Origin of the sequence: Cerasicoccus maritimus, from assembly GCA_031296935.1 — a bacterium.
Taxonomy (GTDB): domain Bacteria; phylum Verrucomicrobiota; class Verrucomicrobiia; order Opitutales; family Cerasicoccaceae; genus Cerasicoccus; species Cerasicoccus maritimus.
Map to the genome: position 1 here is coordinate 1 of JAVDPD010000048.1, position 20,500 is coordinate 20,500.

Genomic DNA, 20,500 nt, shown 5'->3' on the forward strand with positions numbered 1-20,500 from the left:
TACGTCCACGTGTTTCCATCCAAAAGAGCATGAATGGGCTCTCCGCAAAAAGTACAGATTATTTTGAGATAAACTTCATGTTATCTCTAGGGGGGACATAGAGCCCATTTGTGGATGCATGTGATTTCTGCGCTCTGTAATTGAGATAGTGCTTGGCTGATGATTTCTCATCTATTCATGCGCAATGCGTATTGGATTTAACCGCAGGCTACTTATGGTGTTGTGATGGCAGAGCGGGCGGAAATGCTACTTGCTGCGATGCGGCGGGCGTCGGCGTCGGCGTGGAGAATTTCGTCGAGGCCCTGCGGGTCACAACCGGGGACGGCGGCCAGCGTTTGCTCGATGATGCGCGGGATGTCGCAGTAGCCGATCTGGTCGTTCATGAAGGCTTCGACCGCGATCTCGTTACTGGCGTTGAATACCGCTGGGGCGACGCCTTCGGCGTCCATGGCTTCCATCGCCAGGCGTAGGCAGGGGAAGAGCTCGTAGTTGGGCGGGCGGAAGTCGAGGGTGAGCAACTTGCTGAAGTCGACTGCGGGTTCGACGCCCTCGGCGCGCTCCGGGTAGAGCAGCACGTGCTGGATCGCAAAGGTCATCGACGGCGGGCTCAGGTGCGCTAGGATCGAGCCGTCTACATACTGCACCATCGAGTGGACGATGCTTTGCGGGTGCACGACGACCTGGATCTGGTCGCGGCCCTTGCCGAAGAGCCAATGCGCCTCAATGACTTCCAGGCCTTTGTTGGCCATGGTGGAGGAGTCGATGGTGATCTTCGGGCCCATGTCCCAGTTCGGGTGCTTGAGGGCGTCGGCCTTGGTGACCGACTTCATTTGCTCGGCGGTGTAGTTGCGGAACGGCCCGCCCGAAGCGGTCAAAATCAGCTTGTCGACGTCGATGTCGCGCTCGCCCTGAAGGCATTGGAAAATGGCGTTGTGCTCGCTGTCCATTGGCAGGATGCGCACGCCCTTGGCCTTGGCAGCGGCCATGACGACCTTGCCAGCCATGACGAGGATTTCCTTGCTCGCGAGGGCGATGTCCTTACCGCATTCGATGGCGGCGAGGGTAGGCTTAAGCGAGAGCGTACCGACGATCGCGGTGACAAGCATGTCCGCTTCGGCGAGGCAGGAGAGCTCGATTAGGCCGTCTAGGCCCGGGTAGAACTTCGTGCCCGTGGGGTAGAGCCCGCTTTGCTCGGCGGCGCGGCAATTGGCCTCATCGAAGATCGCGACGTGCTTGACGTCGAACTCATGGGCGATGGCGGCGAGCTCCTTCCAGCGGCTGCGGCCGGCGATGCCGACTATGTTCAGCTTATCCGAGTGCTTGGCAACGACGCGTCGCGTGCTTTCGCCGATGGACCCCGTGGCCCCGAGTAATACGATATTCTTAGCAGACATGCGATTTCAGAGGATCAGTAGTCAGCGCCCCGTGGCAACGGTTTTTTTGCAGTGATGAGAGAGGAGTTGGGACGGATAGAGCATTGGATGCACTCCCTCGTGCTTGCCGGGCCCCCTAAAACTGTCCCATTGGGAATGAGAAGAGTTTTCGGTTATAGACACCGTAAAATTACATGAAAAAAGGACGCCGCAGCACCGAACAGATCATTCGCATTCTTCGCGCTAGTGAAGGTATGAAAGTCGAAGAGACAGACGGACCTATTATCGCTGGAAAGAGCAATATGGCAACATGGGCGTGAAGGAGGCCCAGCTTTTGAAGGAGTTGGACAAAAATCCGATCGGCCCAAGAAGATGAGCGAATTTTAATTGCAATTCTACAGGTAGAATTCTGGCACAATTGACACTGAGAGCATCTTGTGGGAAGTATTCACCTCATGAACCCCCGCATTACCCCCAAAGCGACCTGTAGCTCAAGCAGTGGATTTACGCTGGTTGAGTTGTTAGCGGTCATCTCAATTGTCGCCGTTCTCGCCGTAATACTGTTTCCAGTTTATCAGCGGGTTCAGCAGCAGGCGGAAGCATCTAAATGCACGGCAAATATGCGGTCTATCGGTGCGGCGTTCATTGCCTTTACGGCTGATAATGATGGTTATTTACCGGCCGCGCGCTTGCACCCAAGGGCGGATAAAACACTTGGGCGACAGAATCAGCATGGCCATTGGGAAACTGAGATTGCTGAATATGTTGGCTATAATATTCGTAAAGCCGCAGGTGATGACGGCGAAGTAACTTTAATGATTTGTCCAGGTGGGCGCACGGGGATGAATGCCAATGTGGCGAACCGCACTATGGATAAGGATTCTGGCGACACAGTGAGCGGCGCGCTAGATTATCAAACACCGATGGTGCTTGTCAGTGATCCAGCTAACACAGTGCTGATTGGCGATGCCGATGATTACCACCACGGGGTTTGGAAAAACATGACACCCAACGAAGAAACGGAAGAATACCTGTCGGGTGATCCCACACGGCATAACGGCATGGCAAATTACCTCTTTGTGGATGGCCATTGTGAGTTACTCAGCCTGGAAGAGGCGCTGCAGGTCATCGCGCGTGGTCGGGGTAATCTTTAGTTTGTCGTCTTGTTGAAACGCATTTAATACAATCACAACAGTTGCATGAGTATACTTATCAATCTATCTCGCTGTAGCGGAATAATTGCTGCCTCAATCTTTTTGGTGACTGGATTTTTGCGAGCCAGCTTACCGTATAATGGAGACTTCGAGTCGGGCTTTAGTGGATGGCTGGCAGGAGACCGCATGAGCGAGGTTACTGCGGATGCCGCCCATACGGGAAAGTTTGGACTGCGCATTAGCGATAACGACAAGCGCAATGGTTCTCAGCTCCACAGTAGTCGCTATCCGGTGAAGCCCGGCGATGAGCTGACTTTGACCTTTGACGCAAAGGCAGACGGTAATTTTATGGCCGTTTATATTTGGCCGAGGGATGTCAACGGCAAGCTTTTGAAAAATGGCAGCGGTCGCGGCGATGGCTTAAACAGCGTGGCGATTAAAGGCGGAGATGGCAGTTGGAAAAGCTACAGTGTGTCGCAGGTCATGCCGGAAGGCGCCGAAACGGTATCTATCTGGGTGCATTCCTGGAGCTCCTCGACGGGGACGGCGGATTTTGACAATTTCAAACTCGAAGGACTGGCTTCAGACGCAAAGGCGGTAATGAGCCCTGAAGAAATGCAGGCAGAGTCCGAGGCCGCGCAGAAACGCAACGAGGCAGCGTTGGCTAAACAAGCCGCTGCAGAAAAGATTCCGGACGAACTCCCCGAGCGCGCAAAGCCTCCAGTGATCATCATTAAGCTCGATGACCTTCGCCAGATCGGCGGCAAGGCGCATCCTCTTTGGGACAAGGTGACCTACAGGCTGGGCAAGCAGAATATCAAGTGTAGCATCGGCGTGATTACCCAGACTTTGCAAGAGGCGACTCCGGAATACATCGAGTGGATTCAGAAAAAAAACGATTCCGGCATGGTAGAGTTTTGGTTCCACGGATGGGATCACGGGGTGTGGAAAGACGAAGATGGTCGTAAGCGCAGCGAGTTCTCTGGCCGGTCAGTAGACGAGCAGCAAAAGCGTTTCGCAGACTCTCAGTCATTGGCCAAGGAGAAGCTTGGTTTTGCGTTCGAAACTTTTGGTCCTGGCGGTGGTGGCTCCACGGCCCATCAGGATGCAGCAACCGCCACTGCGATGGCCGAAGATCCTGATATGGCAGTGTGGCTGTATCCTTCGCCGATTGACGTCATGGGCCGTGAGCTTGCTGCCGATGGCAAGGTGACCGTCCTGGATCGCGTGTGGGCGGTTAATTTGGAAGGTCGCGTTGGCCAGCCGAACTTTGAACGCTTTGTGGCAGGCTATGCGAAGAATCCTGACCGCGAATACTTTGTCTTGCAGGGGCATCCGATGAGCTGGGGCAATGAACGCTTTGCCGAGTTTGAAAAAATAATTGATTTCCTGGTCGCTCAGGATGCGGTATTCATGACGCCCTCGGAATATGCTCAGAGTCTTAATGGCAAACCCGCGCAGCAAGTGGCTCAGCGTTAGCGCCGCAAGAACTTTATCCCTACCCAACCCAATCAACCCAAAATACAACTATGTATCCAATGAAGAAAACTACCCTCCTGTTGATCGCGACTCCCGCATTGTTTAGCTCTGCCTGGGCTGGCGTAATCAACAGCACTAACTACACGAACGACTTCACCTCATCAGCAAGTGATTTCACGACCAGCAGCCCGGGCGGTACATCGTGGGTGCTGAATACTAGTGCTGGCGAATTCGGCTATCAAGATACGACATCCGGCAACTACTTGGCATCTGTGCAGAACACAGCCTTTGGTGGAGACGCGTCCACGGCGCTGTCGTTTAACCTGAACGGCACGGTGAGTTATCCCGGCCCAGACAGCCCTGGTTCGGCTGACCAGCTTGGGTTATTCTTTTTAGGCGATGCTGATGACCCGTCGAACGCCTATCACTTTTATATCCGTGGTGTGAACCAGTCTGGACCGTCTATCTTTCTGGCCAAGGAAGAGTCCGATGTCGTTTCGATTTTAGCCTCAGATGGAGACTTCGCTCATGAGCTTCGGGACTATATCGGCAGCGATTTAACCTATGATATCACCGCGACATACTCGGGAAGTCAGTTGAGCATTACGGCCACTTTTTCGTCCACGCGTGACAGCGATACCTACACCTTGAACTACATAGATTCGAGCCCGTTGACCACCGACTTTTTCGGCATGTATGGTAAGGAAACTGTGGGGGGGCGCGATGAAGGCGCGCAGTGGCAAAGCATCTCCATGCAGACTGTGCCCGAGCCTAGCACTTACGCGCTCTTTGCTGGAGTATTGGGGCTGGTCGTTGTGCTCGTTCGGCGTCGCACCAAACAATAAACTTTCGACGCGTTCGTTCGCGCTGGTTCCGTCTGAGGCACTGGGTAGATCCATTTCGGGGGAAATGGAAATTGATTGGTTGTGCCTAAAGCGGACCAGCGCAGCGGCGTTGGCAGGTGATGAATAGAGTCAGGTAAGAATTGATTTGATGAAGAAAACAGCAGTTACATTGAGCACGTTCATGGCGTTTTGCTGGGGAGTTGTCATGGTTCAAGCAGATGTCAAAGTTGATGGCGATTCCTGGCGCTCTTCGCTTTATCCGGAAGATTGGCGTCCGGGCTACACGGATACGGAAGGGCGCTTCCTGCATGATTTTTCTTACGCGGGCTATCACTACGGAGAAGAGCCGCCCAGGGAAGTTGCAGGTCCAGTGTTGGATGTGACGCAAGCTCCTTACCATGCGGATTCATCGGGTGAAGAAGATGCAACGGCAGCCATTCAACAGGCGCTCGATGACGCCGGTTCCGCAGGCGGCGGTGTGGTGTATTTGCCTGCCGGTACTTATCGCATCGTTCCGCCCGAAGGCGCGGAGGCCACGTTGCGCATACAAGAAAATGGGGTCGTGCTGCGGGGCGCTGGAGCAGGTAAGACGTACCTTTTTAATGACCAGATCAATATGCGGCAGAAAACGGTCATCGATGTGATGCCCCGCGAAGAAACTTCTTGGAACGCCGACGGCATTGATGTACCGGGCATCTTGCTTGCTCAGGATATGCCGCAACCAGTCAGCGTTATTCCATTAGAGAATGTTGCTGGTTTGCAGGTTGGCGATGCGGTGGTTATTCGCAACGACCTCACCCAGCACTACATCGATTTGGTGGGCATGCATGGCAAGTGGGAGCCGACTCAATCGCCGAACCGCACCTTGACTTACTACCGACGCATTACGGCGATCGATCCGGTAGCAAAGACTATCAGCATCGACACTCCGACACGCGGTTATCTTTATCGGGCCGACAATGCGCGCATAGTTCCAGTGGCCGGTGCGATGTTGCAGGAAGTCGGCTTGGAGGATTTTTCCATCGGCATGCGGCAGCAACCAGGCGAAGGCTTGGAGATGAGAGACTTTGCGAAGGAAGGCACGATTGGCCATGCTGTGCATGCCTCCAAGGCGATTAAACTGTCCTTCGTGGAGAATGCTTGGGTGCGCGGCGTGCAAACCTACGCGCCGGAAGGTAATGATCCGAATATCCATGTGGTTTCCGGAGCGCTCAAACTGTGGCGTTCACGACTCGTCACGGTCATGGATTGCGATTTCCGCTATCCGCAATATGAAGGCGAAGGCGGCAATGGCTACCTCTATACGATGCAGGGACAAGACAACTTGGTGCGCGATTGCTACGCCGAAAGCGGGCGGCATAACTACAGCTTCGGGACGATGTCAGCGAGCGGCAATGTCATCTTTAACTGCGTGGCTAAAGATGGGCGTTTAGCCGCGGACTTTCACATGTTTCTTTCGCTCGCTAATTTAATCGACAACATGACCTGTGATGGCGACTTCATTGAGGCCCGTGCATTGCGGCCTTGGGGAGGCAAGGTCATGCATGGCGTGACGACGACGGAAAGCGTTTTTTGGAACACCAATGGCTTACGCTATTCTGAAGAGCGACCGGTGCTCATCTACTCGCACCAACAAGGTGACGGCTATGTCATTGGAACACGTGGCCCGGCGGACACGGTGGACTCCAGTGACTTTGTCGAAGGTGTGGGGCAGGGTGATACACTCCGCCCGCAGTCTTTGTATGCGGATCAATTACAACGCCGGCTTCAGCCTAACTGAGCCTATGGTTCTTACGATGGTAGATCCCTTGGAGAGTGCAGCGGCATGTGGATTGAATACCTAACGCTCGGCGTTTACCTGCTCGTGCACAAAGTCGGCGGCCTTGGCGCGTTCTTTGGCTACTTCAGCGATCCGCGTTTTGCCGACAACTTTACATGGGGCAAAGAGCCAGGCCAATTTACTGACGACAAGTATACTCGGAAGCGGATCGTCATGGTCTTTATGTTGCAACTTCAGGGCTCCATTAACCTCTGCACAGCAGGGCGCTTGTGGCCGCGCGCATTTGATTACTTTAAGAACTATGCAACAGGATGTGGAAGTGACGGTAGCGCGTAACTCGAGATCAAAAACCGACCCCGAGCATGTGCTGTTTGCAATGACGGATTTAGAGCGCGGTTTGTTTCTGCCAGACTGGAACGAGCGGTTTGTTCCCTGCACTCGCCAGACTTGGGTGGATGCCAAGGCGCTGAGTGAAGAAGCGTGGTTGGCTGTGTTGTGCGAGCTACAGCCAACGGTAATCGTCACTGCCTGGAGCTGCCCGGTAATCCCATTTTCATGGGCTTCAGCGAGCGACTGTCCACTGCGCTATGTTTGTAGTGTTACCGGGTCAGTGAAGCCTCGGGTGTCGCGTGCATTACTTGAGCGAGGCGTGCTCGTTAGCAACTGGGGCAACCTGATAAGCCACACGATCGCGGAGCACGCTTTGCTCATGGTACTGTCGTGCCTGCGCAATGTGCAGCATTGGTCTGCGCTGATTGACGAGCCACAGACGATGTTTGCGATGATGCCGCTGATGCGAACGCGGAGTCTGCGCGGCAAGCGGGTCGGGCTGCATGGATTTGGTGCGATTGCGCGAGAGCTAGTGGTGATGTTGCGCCCGCATCAAGTGGAGATCGCGGCACACTCCGACGGCGTGCCTGCTGAACATTTCGCGGACTACGGGGTGAAGCGTTGTGGCAGCTTGGCGGCTTTATTTGCGGATAGTGATGTGTTGATCGAATGCGAGGGCTTGAACGACCGTAGCGCTGGTTCGGTGACGGAGGCGTTGCTACGCTCGATGCCGTCCGACGCGGTCTTCATTAACATCGCGCGTGGTATGTTGGTCGAAGACGAACGCGCGCTCGCCCGTTTGGCCGACGAGGGCAGGTTGCGGGTAGCGCTGGATGTATTTCATACCGCAACTTTGCCGTCGGATGCGCCTTTGCGTTTGTCAGACAACGTGTTGCTTTCGCCGCATGTCGCTGGGCCGACTTGGGATACGTATCCTTTGCTTGGTCAAGCTGCTTTGGAGAACATTTCGCGTTACCTGGATGGGCAGCAGCCCGAGCGCCTAGTGACGCTTGAGGCATACGACCGCGCGACCTAGTGCGCCTTGGTTTTGGCAGACTTTTCCCTAGTCGAGGGCTTGGCCTTCTTGGCGTACTGGCGTGTTTGCTTTCTCAGTGTTTTGCCAGGGTTAAGGATGCCTTCGACCAAGACGCGAACCGGGCTTTCGGGCAGGCCAACTTCGTTGCGCTGGAGCATGCCGATCACCATGTCCACGCCCTTTTGCCCGATGAGGAAGTCGTTCTGATAGATGCCGGAAATCTCTTCATTTTGTCGGATCAGAAAGGGGGAGATAAAGCCGATGTCCTCAGGAATATTTAGCCCCATTTTCCGGAGCCGCTGATAGACGTTGTGGTGGGAGATGATGACATCGGGCCGCTCCTTTTCGACCCAAGTTTGCAGGCCTTCGGTCTCTTCGATATCCCAGCGTTCCCAGTGTGGGGGGATGTATGGCAGGTCGGGCTGTTCGGAGTGCAGAATGATCATGCCGTTGTTCCAGGCGTTCTCGACTTTGGCGTTCCAGTCGTCGGGCACGCAGAGGCCGATACGGCGATAGCCCAGTGACAGCACATGCTGCAAGATACGGTTGATGGTGTGGCTCTGGTGGTTAGTGACGAGGTCCAAAACGGGTGGCTGCATGCTGTTACCAAATGTGACGGCGGACAGCTCGGAATATTTTAAATCCAAGTAGGCACCGTGCCTGGGCTGCGGGGCGATGAGCGCGCCTTGTATGTTTCGCGCGCGCAGAATCCTGTGCAGCTTGTTGATGCTCATCTCCGGCTCGCGAATCCAGAACTCTTCGATTTGATAACCGCGTTGCTTGGCGCGGTCGACGGCACCGAGGAAATACTGATGAAACTCGCCCGAGCCATACAAACTTTCTGGTCTCGGCCAATTGTGGATCCACGCAATGGCTGCCTGATATTGGACCGGGCGTTTCGTTTGCCGATACGCATTGAGCGAGGCCAGCATGGGATCCGGCGTGTAGCCCATTTCCTTGGCCAGCTTCTGGACCCTGTCACGTGTGCTCTGTTTGAGCCTTGGGCTGTTGCGCAAAGCAAGGCTGACTGTTGTGAAATGGATGCCAGCTTTCTCGGCGATTTCACGAATCGTGACACGGGGTTTCATTGGCGAAACTTCTAGGACGTATTTCCTTTGCGCGACTACATCTTGGACGGGTCGGGGTATTGATCGCGCGATTCTTGCGAGGCCAGGGGGGAGGGGGAGTCGCTGGTCTTGCAGGCGCTGAGTAATGCCGCGGCAACCGCAGCGTGCAGTGCCAATGAACGGGTGGTTCGCATGGTGGCGATGATGTTTTAGATGGAGCAAGGGGTCAAGCCTTGCATACGGCGCGTCTTCGTGTTGGCTGTCGTGAACCCACGTTGCGTAATCGTTCGATCCGGCGTCCGCGTAGGTAAAGGCGTTTATTTCTCATCTCCTGTGTTGGGAATAATTGGCCGGGGAAACTGCTCTAGGAGCTATTGCCCGTGCTGGTGCGTTGTTGGCTTGCCGCTGCATATCTCTACTGGTATTATGGGTTTTTTACTTCACTATTATAGGTTTTAATAAACGCATCTCGCATGAGGTATCCGCACATCTCCACACTACATCTGCTGCTTGTCGCTTTGGTCCTGGGTTTTAGCGCGCGCGGAGATACATTCACCATTCTTTCCGTTTCACCGATCACCGGACCAATCGGGACCGAAGTGGAAATCACCACCGAGGGCCTGGACACAGGCGGCAGCTACTCCGTGTCGCTCAATGGCGTGGACCAGGGCGCGGTTGGCGTGGCGGGAGATGTCCTGTCGTTTACGGTGCAATCGGGTGCCAATTCGGGCGTGATTGAAGTCTTCGAGAGTGAAGAACGCGTGGCGCTTTATCCCTTTCGGTTTCGCATTGATCGGACGGTTGCGGGCGTCGTGAATTTCCCCAGTGGCTTCAATCCGGCGGGCTATCAGGTTTACTCGCTCGGGGATGAAATGCGCGCCATTGCGGCGGATGGTTCCTTCGCTGCGCCCATTCGCCAGGACGGCGTTACCTTCGTATGGGCAACGCTCACGGCAGAGGATCCCGCGTTGGCGGCCGTGGCGCTGGGAGGCGACACCGCGATCACCATCGACGCAGAGTCGACGGCCATCGCAATGGTATTCATCAACCCGATGCTGTCGGCCTTGCCCGACGATTATTTGGCGCCTGCGCTGAATGCGATCAGTGGTCTGAGTGAAATTCAGGCGCTCGCCGATTACATCGAGAACCGAACGTTTGCGGGCGTTCAATACCTTGATGACCCCCGCTACGATGACCTGCTGGCCGAGGCTTATCTCGCGGCGTTCACCGCAGTGGCGGATACGATTGAAGACTTGCAGAACGCGCAGCTGTCGTCGGCCGTGAGCAAAGCTGCGAAGGCGCGTTTTCAGGATAGCAAAGACTCGCCTTTTTACTTCCGTGAATTGGAGGGCACTGGCTTAACGGACCCGGACAATCTGCGTTTCGTCATCACGCCGATTTATGATGATCCCGACCTGCCTGAAGACGAGCGGGTGATCGAGGACTATAAGGTGACGTTCGATCTGACGATCAAGGCATTCAACGTTTTGCAGGCCGACCATGTACTGGAAATTCGCGAGATTGACCCGAGCTCGATTCCTGGTGGACGCTCGGAAATCGCGGCCATGACGCCGAGCTCAGATGGCTACACTTACCTCAACGAGACGGCGGAATTCAATGGCTATAAATATGCCAAGTTAGTCACCGCAAACGTCGACCTGTTAGAGGTCATTACGACGCTCACCATGAATGGAATCGATTACCTGACTGGCATTTTTTCGGCCGGCGCTTCCACTGAGATTTTCATGCTGCCAGCGGACAAAAGCGCGGTTTATGCGATACATGCCTACAGCGGAAATTTGTACTATGGACTGCCCGATGACCGACAAGGCGCATTGATTGAAAATATTGGTGGGAACACCCCTTGGATACATGCCTCGATCGCCAATTTTTTCACGATCGTGCTGGACGGGATCAGCATAGTACTGCCGGTGGAGAAGTTTACCAAGAGTAAAGCCGCCCAAAAGGTCATTGATTCGCTTTTTGCTGATGTTTCCAAAGAGCTGACGGCTTACATTACGAAGGGGACCTATGATCGGTCTGCATTGTTGAGCCTACTCAATAAAGCCGTCGAAGGGAGCATCGAGGGGTTCATCTCGGCGGTGCTGGAAACCGGCATTACCGAATCCCTGAAGATTGCGGCAACGTCCCTTGCCAAAGGCTTTGATGTGTTGGGCAAAATTTCGTCGGGCTTGCAGGCGCTGGAGCGGCTCAATGGCGTCATTGGCTTGCAGACTTTGGCGGTGGAGCGCGGGATCCTCGTCGTGGGTAGTCCGTTCGCGCCGCGTATTCGCAACTTCTTCCCGCAGGAGGCGCGTGAGGGTGATCCGTTGGCGATTGGCGGTTTTAATTTCACCAGCGACGGCGAAGAAACGAAGGTCTTCCTGAGCATCATTAAGAATACCACGGTGACTGCGGAAACAGAAATCGAGCTGGAAGTCGATTTGCCGTTGGAGGTCACGGCCACGCGCGAAAATTTCATCAACGCCGACCTGCCGGACGACATCGATGACGCCACCTTGTTGACGCTCGCCGCGAGTGATCGCGTGGCGTTGACGATTGAGCGTGGCGATGGCCGCCGCACCTCGACAACGGGTAACCCGGCGCTTTTCCGCTACATCGATATTCTCGGGCCGCCGGTGTTGGAGTCCATTTCTCCGCAGACGGTGCAGTCGAATCAATTGGTCACCTTGACGGGCGAAAGCTTGCGTGGGGAGCAGGGGCAACCGTTCATCGTAATCCTCAATGGTGAGCCTGCCGCAGAGCTTTCCGGCCTCATCCAGATTACGTCCGATGACAGCATTTTGATGCGCATTCCTGAGGGCTTGGACAACGGCGTGCATTCGCTCGCGATTCGCATTGGCGACCAAACATCGAACGCGCTCAACTTCACGCTGGCCGATGTGCTGCCTGGCCAACAAGGCGCGCAGGAAGGCGCTACGGTGCTGATCACCAAACTGGATGCAACGGACAACATTGCCGATGGCGACATCACGGTGCTGGAGGCCTTCCGCATAATCTACGAAGGCCGCGGCGTGCAGCAGCGTCCCGAAGGTGAGGACGAGGGCAAGTATGAGTCCGACTTCGTTTCGGGAGTCGGCATTGGGCCGGCCTTCCGCAATCACATTGGCGTGAGCTCGAGCATTTCTTTTTCCGAGGCCAGCGAGACCGTGGTCAATCTCGGGGACAATTTACCCACTCCAACTGGTGGCGATAGCTGGGATTTGCGCGGTTTGACGCTCGACCTGCAAGGGGCCACGCGCGACGCCTTTTTATTCAATGGCGTGTCGAATATTTTCCTGAAGGACTTCACGATTCAGAACTTCACCGGCAACGGGCTTTACCTGAAAGCGACCTCCTCCAACGGCGAAGACTTTGTGCCGCAAAAGAACCGCATTGAGGGCGTCGGTTTTAAAAATGGCGGCGGCTACGGCATCTTGATCGAGGGCGGAAAGCTGAACCAATTGTTACCGGGCGAGATCGACAACATGGCGTCCGGTGGGGTGCTGCTGCAAGGGGCGGGCACGACGTTCAACGTGATCGGCGAAAACGACGATGTGCTGCCGACCTTTGGCAAGATCACCAATTGCGGCGGTCATGGCGTGCATTTGCTCAATGTGCAAAACAACCTGGTGAAGTTCATCACCGCCGCGGGCAATGATGGCGACGGCTTCCGTTTGGAGGGAGCCAGTTGCCTAAAGAACCGCGTGGACGGCGTTTACACGGTGGAGCCGTTTGATGCGGTGGAGAGCCTGAAAAATACCGGGCACGGCATCCATGTGCTGGGCGGCGCGAACCAGAATTTAATCGGCGAAGAGACCTCGGTTAACTGGGGCTTTGGAGAGCGCAGTTTAATTATCAACAACGCGGGCAGTGGCGTGGTCATCAGTGGCGAGGGGACGAGTCGGAATGTGGTGAATCACCTGAATACTGGCGACGAATTCATTACCGACATAGACGGCAACATCCTTGATCTGATCAACGGCGCCCACGCCATCGCGATCACCAATGGCGCGTCGGACAATCTGATCGGCAATCATCTGCCGTTGCGGGATTTGCATTTGGGCAGCGCTCCGAACGGCGCGGGCATCTTGCTCGAAGACGCGCATAACAACGTGGTGGTCGGCTGCCACATCGGCACTGTGCATGGCGGCGGCCTTGATCCATTTTACAGCTTCAGCGCGTTGAAATACGGCATTCACGTGCGCAGTAATTCGACGGGCAATTTAATTGGTTTCAACGGCGACCACACGTTTACCGGACGCAACGCGCGTCCGTTCCCGGCGAATGAATTTGATTATCTGGCGGAAAACTACCAGATGACGAACTACATCGGCAATTGCACCGAAGCTGGCATCTATATTGAAGGGCGTCTGGTGACTTCGGGCTCTTCATTCGATCACGCCGATCCGCCCAATGTCTTCGTTAATAACTACATTGGCGCGGGGCAAACTGAGTTTGAAGGGTTTATTGCACCGGGCTCGCCGCAGCCGAATAAATACGGCGTCCTGATCACCGGAGCGACTGCGGGCAATCAGTTCGGCACGCAGGATTTTAGCTCCGGAAACAAAATTCTCCACAACACGGATGCCGGCATCGCGATCAAGGGCGTGGTCTTTGCCGACGGTAATCCCGATGAGCGGCGCACGCTTTTCTTCAACAACGACATCTTCGACAACGGTAGCGAAATCGAGGGCGACCCCGCGCCGACGCCGCTCACGCAGACACCGCAGGGTGTTGGCGTGCTGATCGAAAATTGCGAAGGCTTTTTCTTCGGCGAGGGCGCCTTGACATCGAATCACATCAGCGAAAATCAGGTCGGCATTTACGTGGTTGGCGGCGAGCAAAATTACATTCGCGGCAATCAGATCGATGACAACGCTGTGGCCGGCATTATTGTGCGTAGCGAGATTTCCACGGAGATCGGTGGCGGCAGCAAGAGCCACAGTAATTTCCTCTACAGCAATGGCCAGGGCGGGGACGAAGAAGGCGGCATTATCATCGTCGAAGGCGGGGATATACTCATCGCCAATAACCTGATCGGCACGAATGAGGACCCGACGCAGAATCGTGGCAACGACGGTCATGGCGTGCTCGTCAAGAATTCGACGGGCAATTCCATTGGCGGGCGCAACGTGACACTCGGCAATCTGATTTCCCACAACACCGGCAACGGTATTTTGGTGACGGGCGCGACGGCGACGGATAACTCCATTGCGAGCAATATCATTGGCACGGACCGTGGGCGCACCGCCTTGATGGGCAATGGCGAAAACGGCATACGCATTGCCGACGGCGCGGACAACTGCACCATCGGTGGGCAGGTGACTTTCTTGTTGGCTGGCTCCAGTGTCACGAAAACCACGGGTAATTTTATCTGGCACAACGAGGAGTATGGCGTGCAGGTGGACAATGCCACGGGCGTCTCCATTTTGAACAACAGCATTACCCGCAATGATTTGGATGGTATCGACCTGAAAGGCACGGGCAACAACCAGATTCGCCCGCCCGATGTGATAACCTTCAATGCGGGCGTGTTTGAAGGCACAGTGATCGACACCACGGAAGCGCCGATCGGCAGTACGGTCCAACTATTCTCCGACGCTGCTAGCGATGAGGGCGAGGTCTTGATCGGCGAAGGCGAGGTGCGCGACGATGGGACGTTTACAATTTTCCCGGCCGTCATGCCGCCGCCTTACCTGACTCTCACTGCCACGGTTACGTCCGACATCACCGGCGATACTTCGGAGTTTGGCGCGTCGTTCCGGTTTAACCCGCCACCTCCGCTGGATGGGGCGTCCCTTGGGCTTTTCGTTAGCAGCCTAGCGGGCGACGATCCACTCGCGGTTACGCTGAATACCGATGCGCCAAACGCGCCTTTGATCCGCCTGAAATTCCGCCCCGTGAATGCGGACAGCTCACTCTACGGCATCGCGCTGACAGTGACTGGTGGCCTCGATGCCGTCACCCAACTGACAAATCTCCGACTTGTGCGCGATGATAACCAGGACGGCGTGGCGGGCGCGGGCGAGCCTGTCATCAACGCTCAGGTCTCGATCGATGGGGGAGCGCCCGATGTGTTCACCTTGGGCTTTGTGCCGATATCGCTCCTCGATGGGCGCACCTACGACTACATCGTCCTCGGCGACTACCAGAACACAGCTGATTTCGACGGCGCGTTTTCGTATGAAGTTAGTGAGGTCAGTCATGTCTTTGCGAACCTGACTAAGCCGGTCGGGTTGGCGACGCCGGTATTCTTCGAAGGCGTCGTGCGCTCGGATGACTTCAGTTTCGGCGAAGACGCGCTCACCGAGTGGCGCAATGCGGAGTTCCCGGGCTTGCCGGTCGAGTCGGAACTACTAGCCGACCCCGATGGGGACAATATTCCAAACATCCTCGAGTTCGCCCTCGGGTTGGACCCGAACAATTCAGACGCCTCTAATGTCTCTATCAATCAGGATGGTGAAGGGCGGCTGGAAGTCAGCTTCAAGCGACCCAACACGAGCCAGGGCGTCGGCTATTCGGTGGAGGTTTCCTCCGGGCTGGGCGTCTGGGTGAGTGGCGCGCCGTTCGTCGAAATCGTGGATATCACCGACAACGGCGACGGCACGGAAACAGTTCGCGTCCGCACCACCTTCAGCCATTCAGACGTCGACTCGTTCTTTGCCCGGTTGAAAATCAGCCTGTAGGCTCGTTACGATTTTTGCGGCGATGCTAGAGCAGGAATCCGCTTAATGACAAACAACCCACAGCGGTTATGAGTGTGGTAGGTTCTGGGATTGGGGTTGCGCCTGAAGCAATTGTCAAGGTGCCGGACGCCGTTGAGCCGAAAATGCCATTGCTGAATGTAATGTTATAGGTACCCGGAACGAATGTGGACAGGTAATTTTGAGAGGGGAGGTAAGTGCCAGTTGCTGAACCGCTTAATGAATAGGCACTGCCTGAACTGACAGGTGAAGCTAAGTCAAAGCTAAGCCGGGTGCTGTTTTGACGACTGAAATCTGTCACAGAAATTCCACCAAACGTAAGACCGCTGCCTCCAGTGAAACCGACGAGGAAGGCTGATGAATCAATTCCAATATTGCCGGTGCTGGCATTGCCTCCTGAAACGGTTGAGGCAGTTCCGGAAGAAGTTATGCTAAAGCTTGTTTCATTGTTTGGCGATATCGTTATGATGAGCATCGCCTGGCTTGTATTGACAAGTGAATATAGCAGTATGATGAGAATAGGTCTGAATGGCATTAATGGATTGAAGCCATTGAGTCTTCACCTGTCAAATGCTATAAGTGTATATAATAGCTATGTGCATGAAAGAATTTTTGTTAATACAGTGAAGGATTGCAGATAGTCAGGTGCCGACTTGGGCTAGTTGGGCCCTTTAATTCATTTTGATGGATTGAAGAAAGTTTTCTGGTGAATTCGCCAAATGCTTAAAAGGCTTTTGTCGTTGGCCAGATCTACAATCAAATCTTCAGACTCATTGCTGTTTAACAGATCACAATTGGACCGTTCGTTTGCTCTAGCAATCGTCGACCGGGGCCACGATGTCGTGGTAGAGCAGCAGATCGATCTGCGCGCGAAACTCGTCTTCTTTCAGTTGGGTGCGTCGGCACCACATCGTCGCGGTGACGATTTCGTGGAAATCGATCATGCGTAGCATGAGCGGGTTCAGCGGAACGGGCTTCGGCGGGAGATCCGTCACCTGTTCTTTCAGGCGGATGAATTTCGTATCCCAATCCCAGTCGAAGAAATTTCGTTTTTGCGTATCTGAAACTGCCGGTTTATTCATAAATAGTTGGTTGCCGGTTACTTCGGCTCTTTGGTTGGATGTAGCTCTTGGTTTGGCAGATCAGTCGGGAGAAGCGTTTGAGTTGGCGTTGGCATGCGCATAGAACAAGGGGCTACCAGATTTTGTTCGGTGGAATATCCCGAGTATTAGCAGTTCGGCGGATTCTTATTCGATGGTGAAATGGCCTATAAAGCAGAGAAGTGTTGCCGTGTAAATGAATTTTGGCACCAGAACGTAACAATTGTAACACGGTGCGATTCGTCGGATTCTTGAAGCCCTGACTCGCGCTTTATCCTTGGCGGGGAGGGCGCTTCTCGTTTTAGTGCGAACCTTCAAGTTATGAAAATTGCTCTCGCATACTCAGGAGGTCTGGACACGTCGGTGCTCGTTCGCTGGCTCAAGAATCATTACGACGCCGAAATCGTCACTTACGCGGCCGATGTCGGCCAGGAAGAGGAGCTCGAAGGTCTGGAAGAAAAGGCTATTGCGACCGGCGCTTCCAAGCACTACACGCTCGATCTCGTCGAAGAGTTTGCCAGCGACTTCATCTACCCGATGCTGCGCGCGAACGCCATTTACGAGAGCCAGTATTTCCTCGGCACCTCGATTGCCCGCCCGCTGATCGCCAAGGCGCACATCGAAATCGCCAAGCAAGAGGGCTGCGACGCCGTCGCCCACGGCGCCACCGGCAAGGGCAACGACCAAGTCCGCTTCGAGCTGACCTTCGCCGCGCTTGCACCCGAGCTGAAGATCATTTCCCCCTGGCGCATGGACGTCTTCCGCAAGGCTTTCCCGGGCCGCACGGAGATGATCGACTGGTGCCGCGACAACGGCGTCAACGTCGAGGCCAGCGCATCGAAGCCGTATTCGATGGACCGCAACCTTCTGCACATTTCCTACGAAGCTGGCATTTTGGAAGATACCTGGTTCGACCCGACCGTCGAGTCTAACAAGGACATGTACAAGCTGACCGTCGACCCGGAAGACGCGCCCGACGAGCCCGAATACCTTGAGCTGACTTACGAAAAGGGTGACTGCGTCGCCGTCAATGGCGAGCGCATGAATCCGGCCGCCGTCATGAAGAAGCTTAACAAGCTTGCGGGTAAGCACGGCATCGGCCGCGTGGACATCGTGGAAAACCGTTTCGTCGGCATGAAGAGCCGCGGTGTTTATGAAACGCCGGCTGGCACGATCCTCATCCACGGGCACCGCCAGGTTGAGACGATCACCATGGACCGTGAGCTCATGCACCTGCGCGACAGCCTCGTGCCGAAGTATGCCGAGCTCGTTTACAACGGCTTCTGGTATGCGCCGGAGCGTGAAGCCCTTCAGGCTTTCTTCGACGACAGTCAAAAGACCGTCACCGGCGAAGTCCGCCTCAAGCTTTACAAGGGCAGCATCACCACCGTAGGCCGCCGCAGCGAGCTCTCGCTCTATGACGAGCACGTGGCTTCGATGGAAGGCGTTGCCAGCGATTACAATCCGGACGACGCCACAGGCTTCATCCGCCTGCAAGGCCTGCGTCTGCGCGCCCGCGCGGTCAAGCAAGCCGGCAAGTATTAAGTAAATTATGAATGATGAAGGATGAATTATGAAATTGCTTCTAAAGCGTATTCCGCCTGCGTTTCATCATTCATAATTCTGCATTCATAATTTTTCTTCCCCGCCCCTATGCTCAAGCGCATCGCATTCATCATAAATGGAGAGAAGCCGCTCGCTGGCGAGCTGGCCGATTTTCTGGAAGGTGTTTGCCGCGAGCATGGCGTGGAGTCCGTGCGCAGCAGCGATTATCCGATTTCCGAGGGCTACCTTGAAGGGGCCGACGCCTGCTGCGTGTTGGGAGGGGATGGCACCATTTTATCGGCGGCTCCGGAGTCCATGCGCTCCGGGGTGCCGGTGTTTGGGGTCAATCAAGGGAAGCTGGGGTTCTTGGCTACGTATTCGCCGGCGACGATCCGTGAGCAATTCGCGGCGGTCCTCGCAGGCAAGTTTGACATCGAGAAGCGCTCCGTTCTGCATTGTGTGACGGCTGATGGCCAGCACTCACTGGCGTTGAATGATGCGGTGATCAAGAGCGCTGAGGGCAGTCGTTTGCTGGGGTTGCAGGTGTTTTGCGGCGATACGCTCGTCACGGAATACTACAGTGACGGCTTGATTTTCAGCACGCCGACGGGATCGACTGCCTACAATTTATCCGCTGGTGGACCGATTATCATGCCGGGTGCCGAAGTGCTCGTGATGACGCCCATTTGCCCACACAGTCTCTCCAACCGGAGCCTCGTGCTAACGCGCGACAGTGAGCTGCGTGTTTGCGTGATGGAAGCGGCGCAGGCACAGGTGACACTCGATGGCGCTCAGCGCTTCGATGGCGACGAGTATTTTCCACTAAAGATCTATATTTCCCGACGCGAGCTGCCTCTGCTATTACCAATTGGCTATTCGTATTTCAGTATCCTGCGCCAGAAATTACGGTGGGGTGGTGATATGGTTGAGCACGCTTAGGTGCGTTTTTAAAGGTATTACCTGCAAGCATTTACGGGCTTTTTACTCCCCAGGTAGTAACAAATTCCCTCTGCTTTTAGCTTGCTCAAAAGAACAATATCTCAAGAATTTATCCGCAAACATGGGCGAATACTACATCCAAGAGCCGGGCTCGGACGACGCTAAAGGACCGTATGATCCTGGCCGCATTGCGGACCTCATGGAGGCCGGTAAGGCGAGCGAGGATACGCTTTACTATGACGAAGATCGCGAAGACTGGCTGCCCCTGATGGAGTGCCCGGAAATCCGTGAAGCTGTCAACCCTACTGCCAAACCGCTAAGCCTGCGCCCGAAGGAAGTGGATGAAACTTCGCTCAATCAGGATGACGAGATGCTACCGGCGATGAAGGTGGACGACATGCTCGCCGCCGCCGAGGGCAACACCGACGAAACGCGCCACCTCAAGAAAAAGCACCGTGAGGCTGAGCGCGCCGCCGCGATTTCTTTGCCCGTTCTGGCTGTTATCATGCTGCTGGCCGCCATCACGGATATCTGGCCAAATGTGAGCGTGATTTCGGCGATCCAGGAGGAGGGCGAATATGGGCTGCTTCTGGAGCATCCCATGTTAATCGTCGGTATCGCGGATTTATTCCTGACGCTTTGCTGTATTTTGTCCGTCACCGACGCATTTCCGATCATTCGCTTCCGCATGATGCTGGGCTTGGGCTATTTTGGTTATATCTTCTGGTCGTGGGGAGACACCACTATGATGGCTGCCATGGTCGTGGGGTCATTTGCCGCTTGGTTGAGCACGATTACGCTCAATCTCTACACGATGATTGCCTGCTCAGTTCTGGGAATTCTAGGTATGGGTGCCGTGGCGGTCATGACGGTATTGGGCGGATAGTCATTGTTCACGGTCTAGCAGCCTGTCGGCTTTAAGAGTTTCCTTTAAAAGCATTGTCTGTCGAGGAGTTGGTCGCTGCGTGGTCTATTGGTGATTTTTGATATGAGCCGGTCGTTTTTCGGGGGGTATTGGAGTTTTGTGGCAGTGGTTTGGTGCGCCGCTGAGGCTTGTTGGTGGATTTCAGGCGTTTTGTGGTTGTTGGGTGAGGTTGAAGAGGCGTTTGCAGTTGTAGGCCAGGCATACGAGGGTCCACTCGGCG

General features: G+C 55.0%; 16 protein-coding genes. 11 read left to right on the forward strand and 5 right to left on the reverse strand.

Annotated elements, in window-relative coordinates:
• Positions 1-212 precede the first annotated feature (212 nt).
• A complete protein-coding gene (dxr, locus tag RBB62_RS19480; RefSeq protein ID WP_309400931.1) occupies positions 213-1,394 on the reverse strand; it encodes a 1-deoxy-D-xylulose-5-phosphate reductoisomerase in 1,182 nt (393 codons plus the stop codon).
• A 173-nt stretch (positions 1,395-1,567) separates the two neighbouring features.
• Between dxr and RBB62_RS19485 the strand changes: the two genes are divergently transcribed.
• The 7 genes from RBB62_RS19485 (at position 1,568) to RBB62_RS19515 (ending at position 7,997) form a co-directional block, all read left to right on the forward strand.
• Complete coding sequence (locus RBB62_RS19485) at positions 1,568-1,693, forward strand: hypothetical protein (protein ID WP_309400932.1); 126 nt, start codon at positions 1,568-1,570, stop codon at positions 1,691-1,693.
• A gap of 135 nt (positions 1,694-1,828) precedes the next feature.
• Complete coding sequence (locus RBB62_RS19490) at positions 1,829-2,527, forward strand: prepilin-type N-terminal cleavage/methylation domain-containing protein (RefSeq protein WP_309400933.1); 699 nt, start codon at positions 1,829-1,831, stop codon at positions 2,525-2,527.
• 45 nt (positions 2,528-2,572) lie between these two features.
• The gene (locus RBB62_RS19495) at positions 2,573-4,006 is read left to right on the forward strand and encodes a carbohydrate binding domain-containing protein (protein WP_309400934.1); all 1,434 of its coding nucleotides are present in this window, start codon (positions 2,573-2,575) and stop codon (positions 4,004-4,006) included.
• 59 nt (positions 4,007-4,065) lie between these two features.
• The gene (locus RBB62_RS19500; protein ID WP_309400935.1) at positions 4,066-4,851 is read left to right on the forward strand and encodes a PEP-CTERM sorting domain-containing protein; all 786 of its coding nucleotides are present in this window, start codon (positions 4,066-4,068) and stop codon (positions 4,849-4,851) included.
• Positions 4,852-4,999: 148 nt separating this feature from the next.
• A complete protein-coding gene (locus RBB62_RS19505) occupies positions 5,000-6,631 on the forward strand; it encodes a glycosyl hydrolase family 28-related protein (protein WP_309400936.1) in 1,632 nt (543 codons plus the stop codon).
• Positions 6,632-6,676: 45 nt separating this feature from the next.
• Positions 6,677-6,967 carry a hypothetical protein gene (locus tag RBB62_RS19510; protein WP_309400937.1) on the forward strand — a complete coding sequence of 97 codons (291 nt, stop codon included), beginning with the start codon at positions 6,677-6,679 and terminating at the stop codon, positions 6,965-6,967.
• A gap of 40 nt (positions 6,968-7,007) precedes the next feature.
• Positions 7,008-7,997: an NAD(P)-dependent oxidoreductase gene (locus tag RBB62_RS19515; RefSeq protein ID WP_309400938.1), complete on the forward strand. Its 990-nt coding sequence runs from the start codon at positions 7,008-7,010 to the stop codon at positions 7,995-7,997.
• On the opposite strand, the gene RBB62_RS19520 is transcribed toward RBB62_RS19515, so the two are convergent.
• On the reverse strand, positions 7,994-9,085 hold the full coding sequence (locus RBB62_RS19520; protein ID WP_309400939.1) for a LacI family DNA-binding transcriptional regulator: 1,092 nt from the start codon (positions 9,083-9,085) through the stop codon (positions 7,994-7,996). The genes RBB62_RS19515 and RBB62_RS19520 overlap by 4 nt on opposite strands.
• A gap of 452 nt (positions 9,086-9,537) precedes the next feature.
• Between RBB62_RS19520 and RBB62_RS19525 the strand changes: the two genes are divergently transcribed.
• Positions 9,538-15,753: a right-handed parallel beta-helix repeat-containing protein gene (locus tag RBB62_RS19525; RefSeq protein ID WP_309400940.1), complete on the forward strand. Its 6,216-nt coding sequence runs from the start codon at positions 9,538-9,540 to the stop codon at positions 15,751-15,753.
• 25 nt (positions 15,754-15,778) lie between these two features.
• Here the strand turns inward: RBB62_RS19525 and RBB62_RS19530 are convergent, their stop codons facing one another.
• Complete coding sequence (locus tag RBB62_RS19530; protein ID WP_309400941.1) at positions 15,779-16,246, reverse strand: hypothetical protein; 468 nt, start codon at positions 16,244-16,246, stop codon at positions 15,779-15,781.
• A gap of 337 nt (positions 16,247-16,583) precedes the next feature.
• Positions 16,584-16,853 carry a hypothetical protein gene (locus RBB62_RS19535; protein ID WP_309400942.1) on the reverse strand — a complete coding sequence of 90 codons (270 nt, stop codon included), beginning with the start codon at positions 16,851-16,853 and terminating at the stop codon, positions 16,584-16,586.
• Between the two features lie 339 nt (positions 16,854-17,192).
• Between RBB62_RS19535 and RBB62_RS19540 the strand changes: the two genes are divergently transcribed.
• The 3 genes from RBB62_RS19540 to RBB62_RS19550 all read left to right on the forward strand — a co-directional run bounded on the left by RBB62_RS19540 (position 17,193) and on the right by RBB62_RS19550 (position 20,241).
• Positions 17,193-18,416 (forward strand): argininosuccinate synthase, encoded by a 1,224-nt coding sequence (locus RBB62_RS19540; RefSeq protein WP_309400943.1) that lies wholly within the window; start codon positions 17,193-17,195, stop codon positions 18,414-18,416.
• A 108-nt stretch (positions 18,417-18,524) separates the two neighbouring features.
• Complete coding sequence (locus RBB62_RS19545; RefSeq protein ID WP_309400944.1) at positions 18,525-19,355, forward strand: NAD(+)/NADH kinase; 831 nt, start codon at positions 18,525-18,527, stop codon at positions 19,353-19,355.
• Positions 19,356-19,476: 121 nt separating this feature from the next.
• Positions 19,477-20,241, forward strand: coding sequence for a hypothetical protein (locus RBB62_RS19550; RefSeq protein ID WP_309400945.1), 765 nt, complete (start codon positions 19,477-19,479; stop codon positions 20,239-20,241).
• 31 nt (positions 20,242-20,272) lie between these two features.
• Here RBB62_RS19550 and RBB62_RS19555 read toward each other — a convergent pair.
• On the reverse strand, positions 20,273-20,500 hold a 228-nt coding region (locus RBB62_RS19555; protein ID WP_309400946.1), incomplete at its 5' end, for a hypothetical protein.

Excerpts from the sequence above, each read along its gene's own strand:
- RBB62_RS19515 (WP_309400938.1), top strand. The coding sequence starts at position 7,008 with ATGACGGATTTAGAGCGCGGTTTGTTTCTGCCAGACTGGAACGAGCGG.
- RBB62_RS19540 (WP_309400943.1), top strand. The coding sequence starts at position 17,193 with ATGAAAATTGCTCTCGCATACTCAGGAGGTCTGGACACGTCGGTGCTC.
- RBB62_RS19500 (WP_309400935.1), top strand. The coding sequence starts at position 4,066 with ATGAAGAAAACTACCCTCCTGTTGATCGCGACTCCCGCATTGTTTAGC.
- RBB62_RS19525 (WP_309400940.1), top strand. The coding sequence starts at position 9,538 with ATGAGGTATCCGCACATCTCCACACTACATCTGCTGCTTGTCGCTTTG.
- RBB62_RS19520 (WP_309400939.1), bottom strand. The coding sequence starts at position 9,085 with ATGAAACCCCGTGTCACGATTCGTGAAATCGCCGAGAAAGCTGGCATC.
- RBB62_RS19510 (WP_309400937.1), top strand. The coding sequence starts at position 6,677 with ATGTGGATTGAATACCTAACGCTCGGCGTTTACCTGCTCGTGCACAAA.
- RBB62_RS19485 (WP_309400932.1), top strand. The coding sequence starts at position 1,568 with ATGAAAAAAGGACGCCGCAGCACCGAACAGATCATTCGCATTCTTCGC.
- RBB62_RS19495 (WP_309400934.1), top strand. The coding sequence starts at position 2,573 with ATGAGTATACTTATCAATCTATCTCGCTGTAGCGGAATAATTGCTGCC.
- RBB62_RS19490 (WP_309400933.1), top strand. The coding sequence starts at position 1,829 with ATGAACCCCCGCATTACCCCCAAAGCGACCTGTAGCTCAAGCAGTGGA.
- RBB62_RS19505 (WP_309400936.1), top strand. The coding sequence starts at position 5,000 with ATGAAGAAAACAGCAGTTACATTGAGCACGTTCATGGCGTTTTGCTGG.
- RBB62_RS19535 (WP_309400942.1), bottom strand. The coding sequence starts at position 16,853 with ATGAATAAACCGGCAGTTTCAGATACGCAAAAACGAAATTTCTTCGAC.
- RBB62_RS19545 (WP_309400944.1), top strand. The coding sequence starts at position 18,525 with ATGCTCAAGCGCATCGCATTCATCATAAATGGAGAGAAGCCGCTCGCT.
- RBB62_RS19530 (WP_309400941.1), bottom strand. The coding sequence starts at position 16,246 with ATGCTCATCATAACGATATCGCCAAACAATGAAACAAGCTTTAGCATA.
- RBB62_RS19550 (WP_309400945.1), top strand. The coding sequence starts at position 19,477 with ATGGGCGAATACTACATCCAAGAGCCGGGCTCGGACGACGCTAAAGGA.
- dxr (WP_309400931.1), bottom strand. The coding sequence starts at position 1,394 with ATGTCTGCTAAGAATATCGTATTACTCGGGGCCACGGGGTCCATCGGC.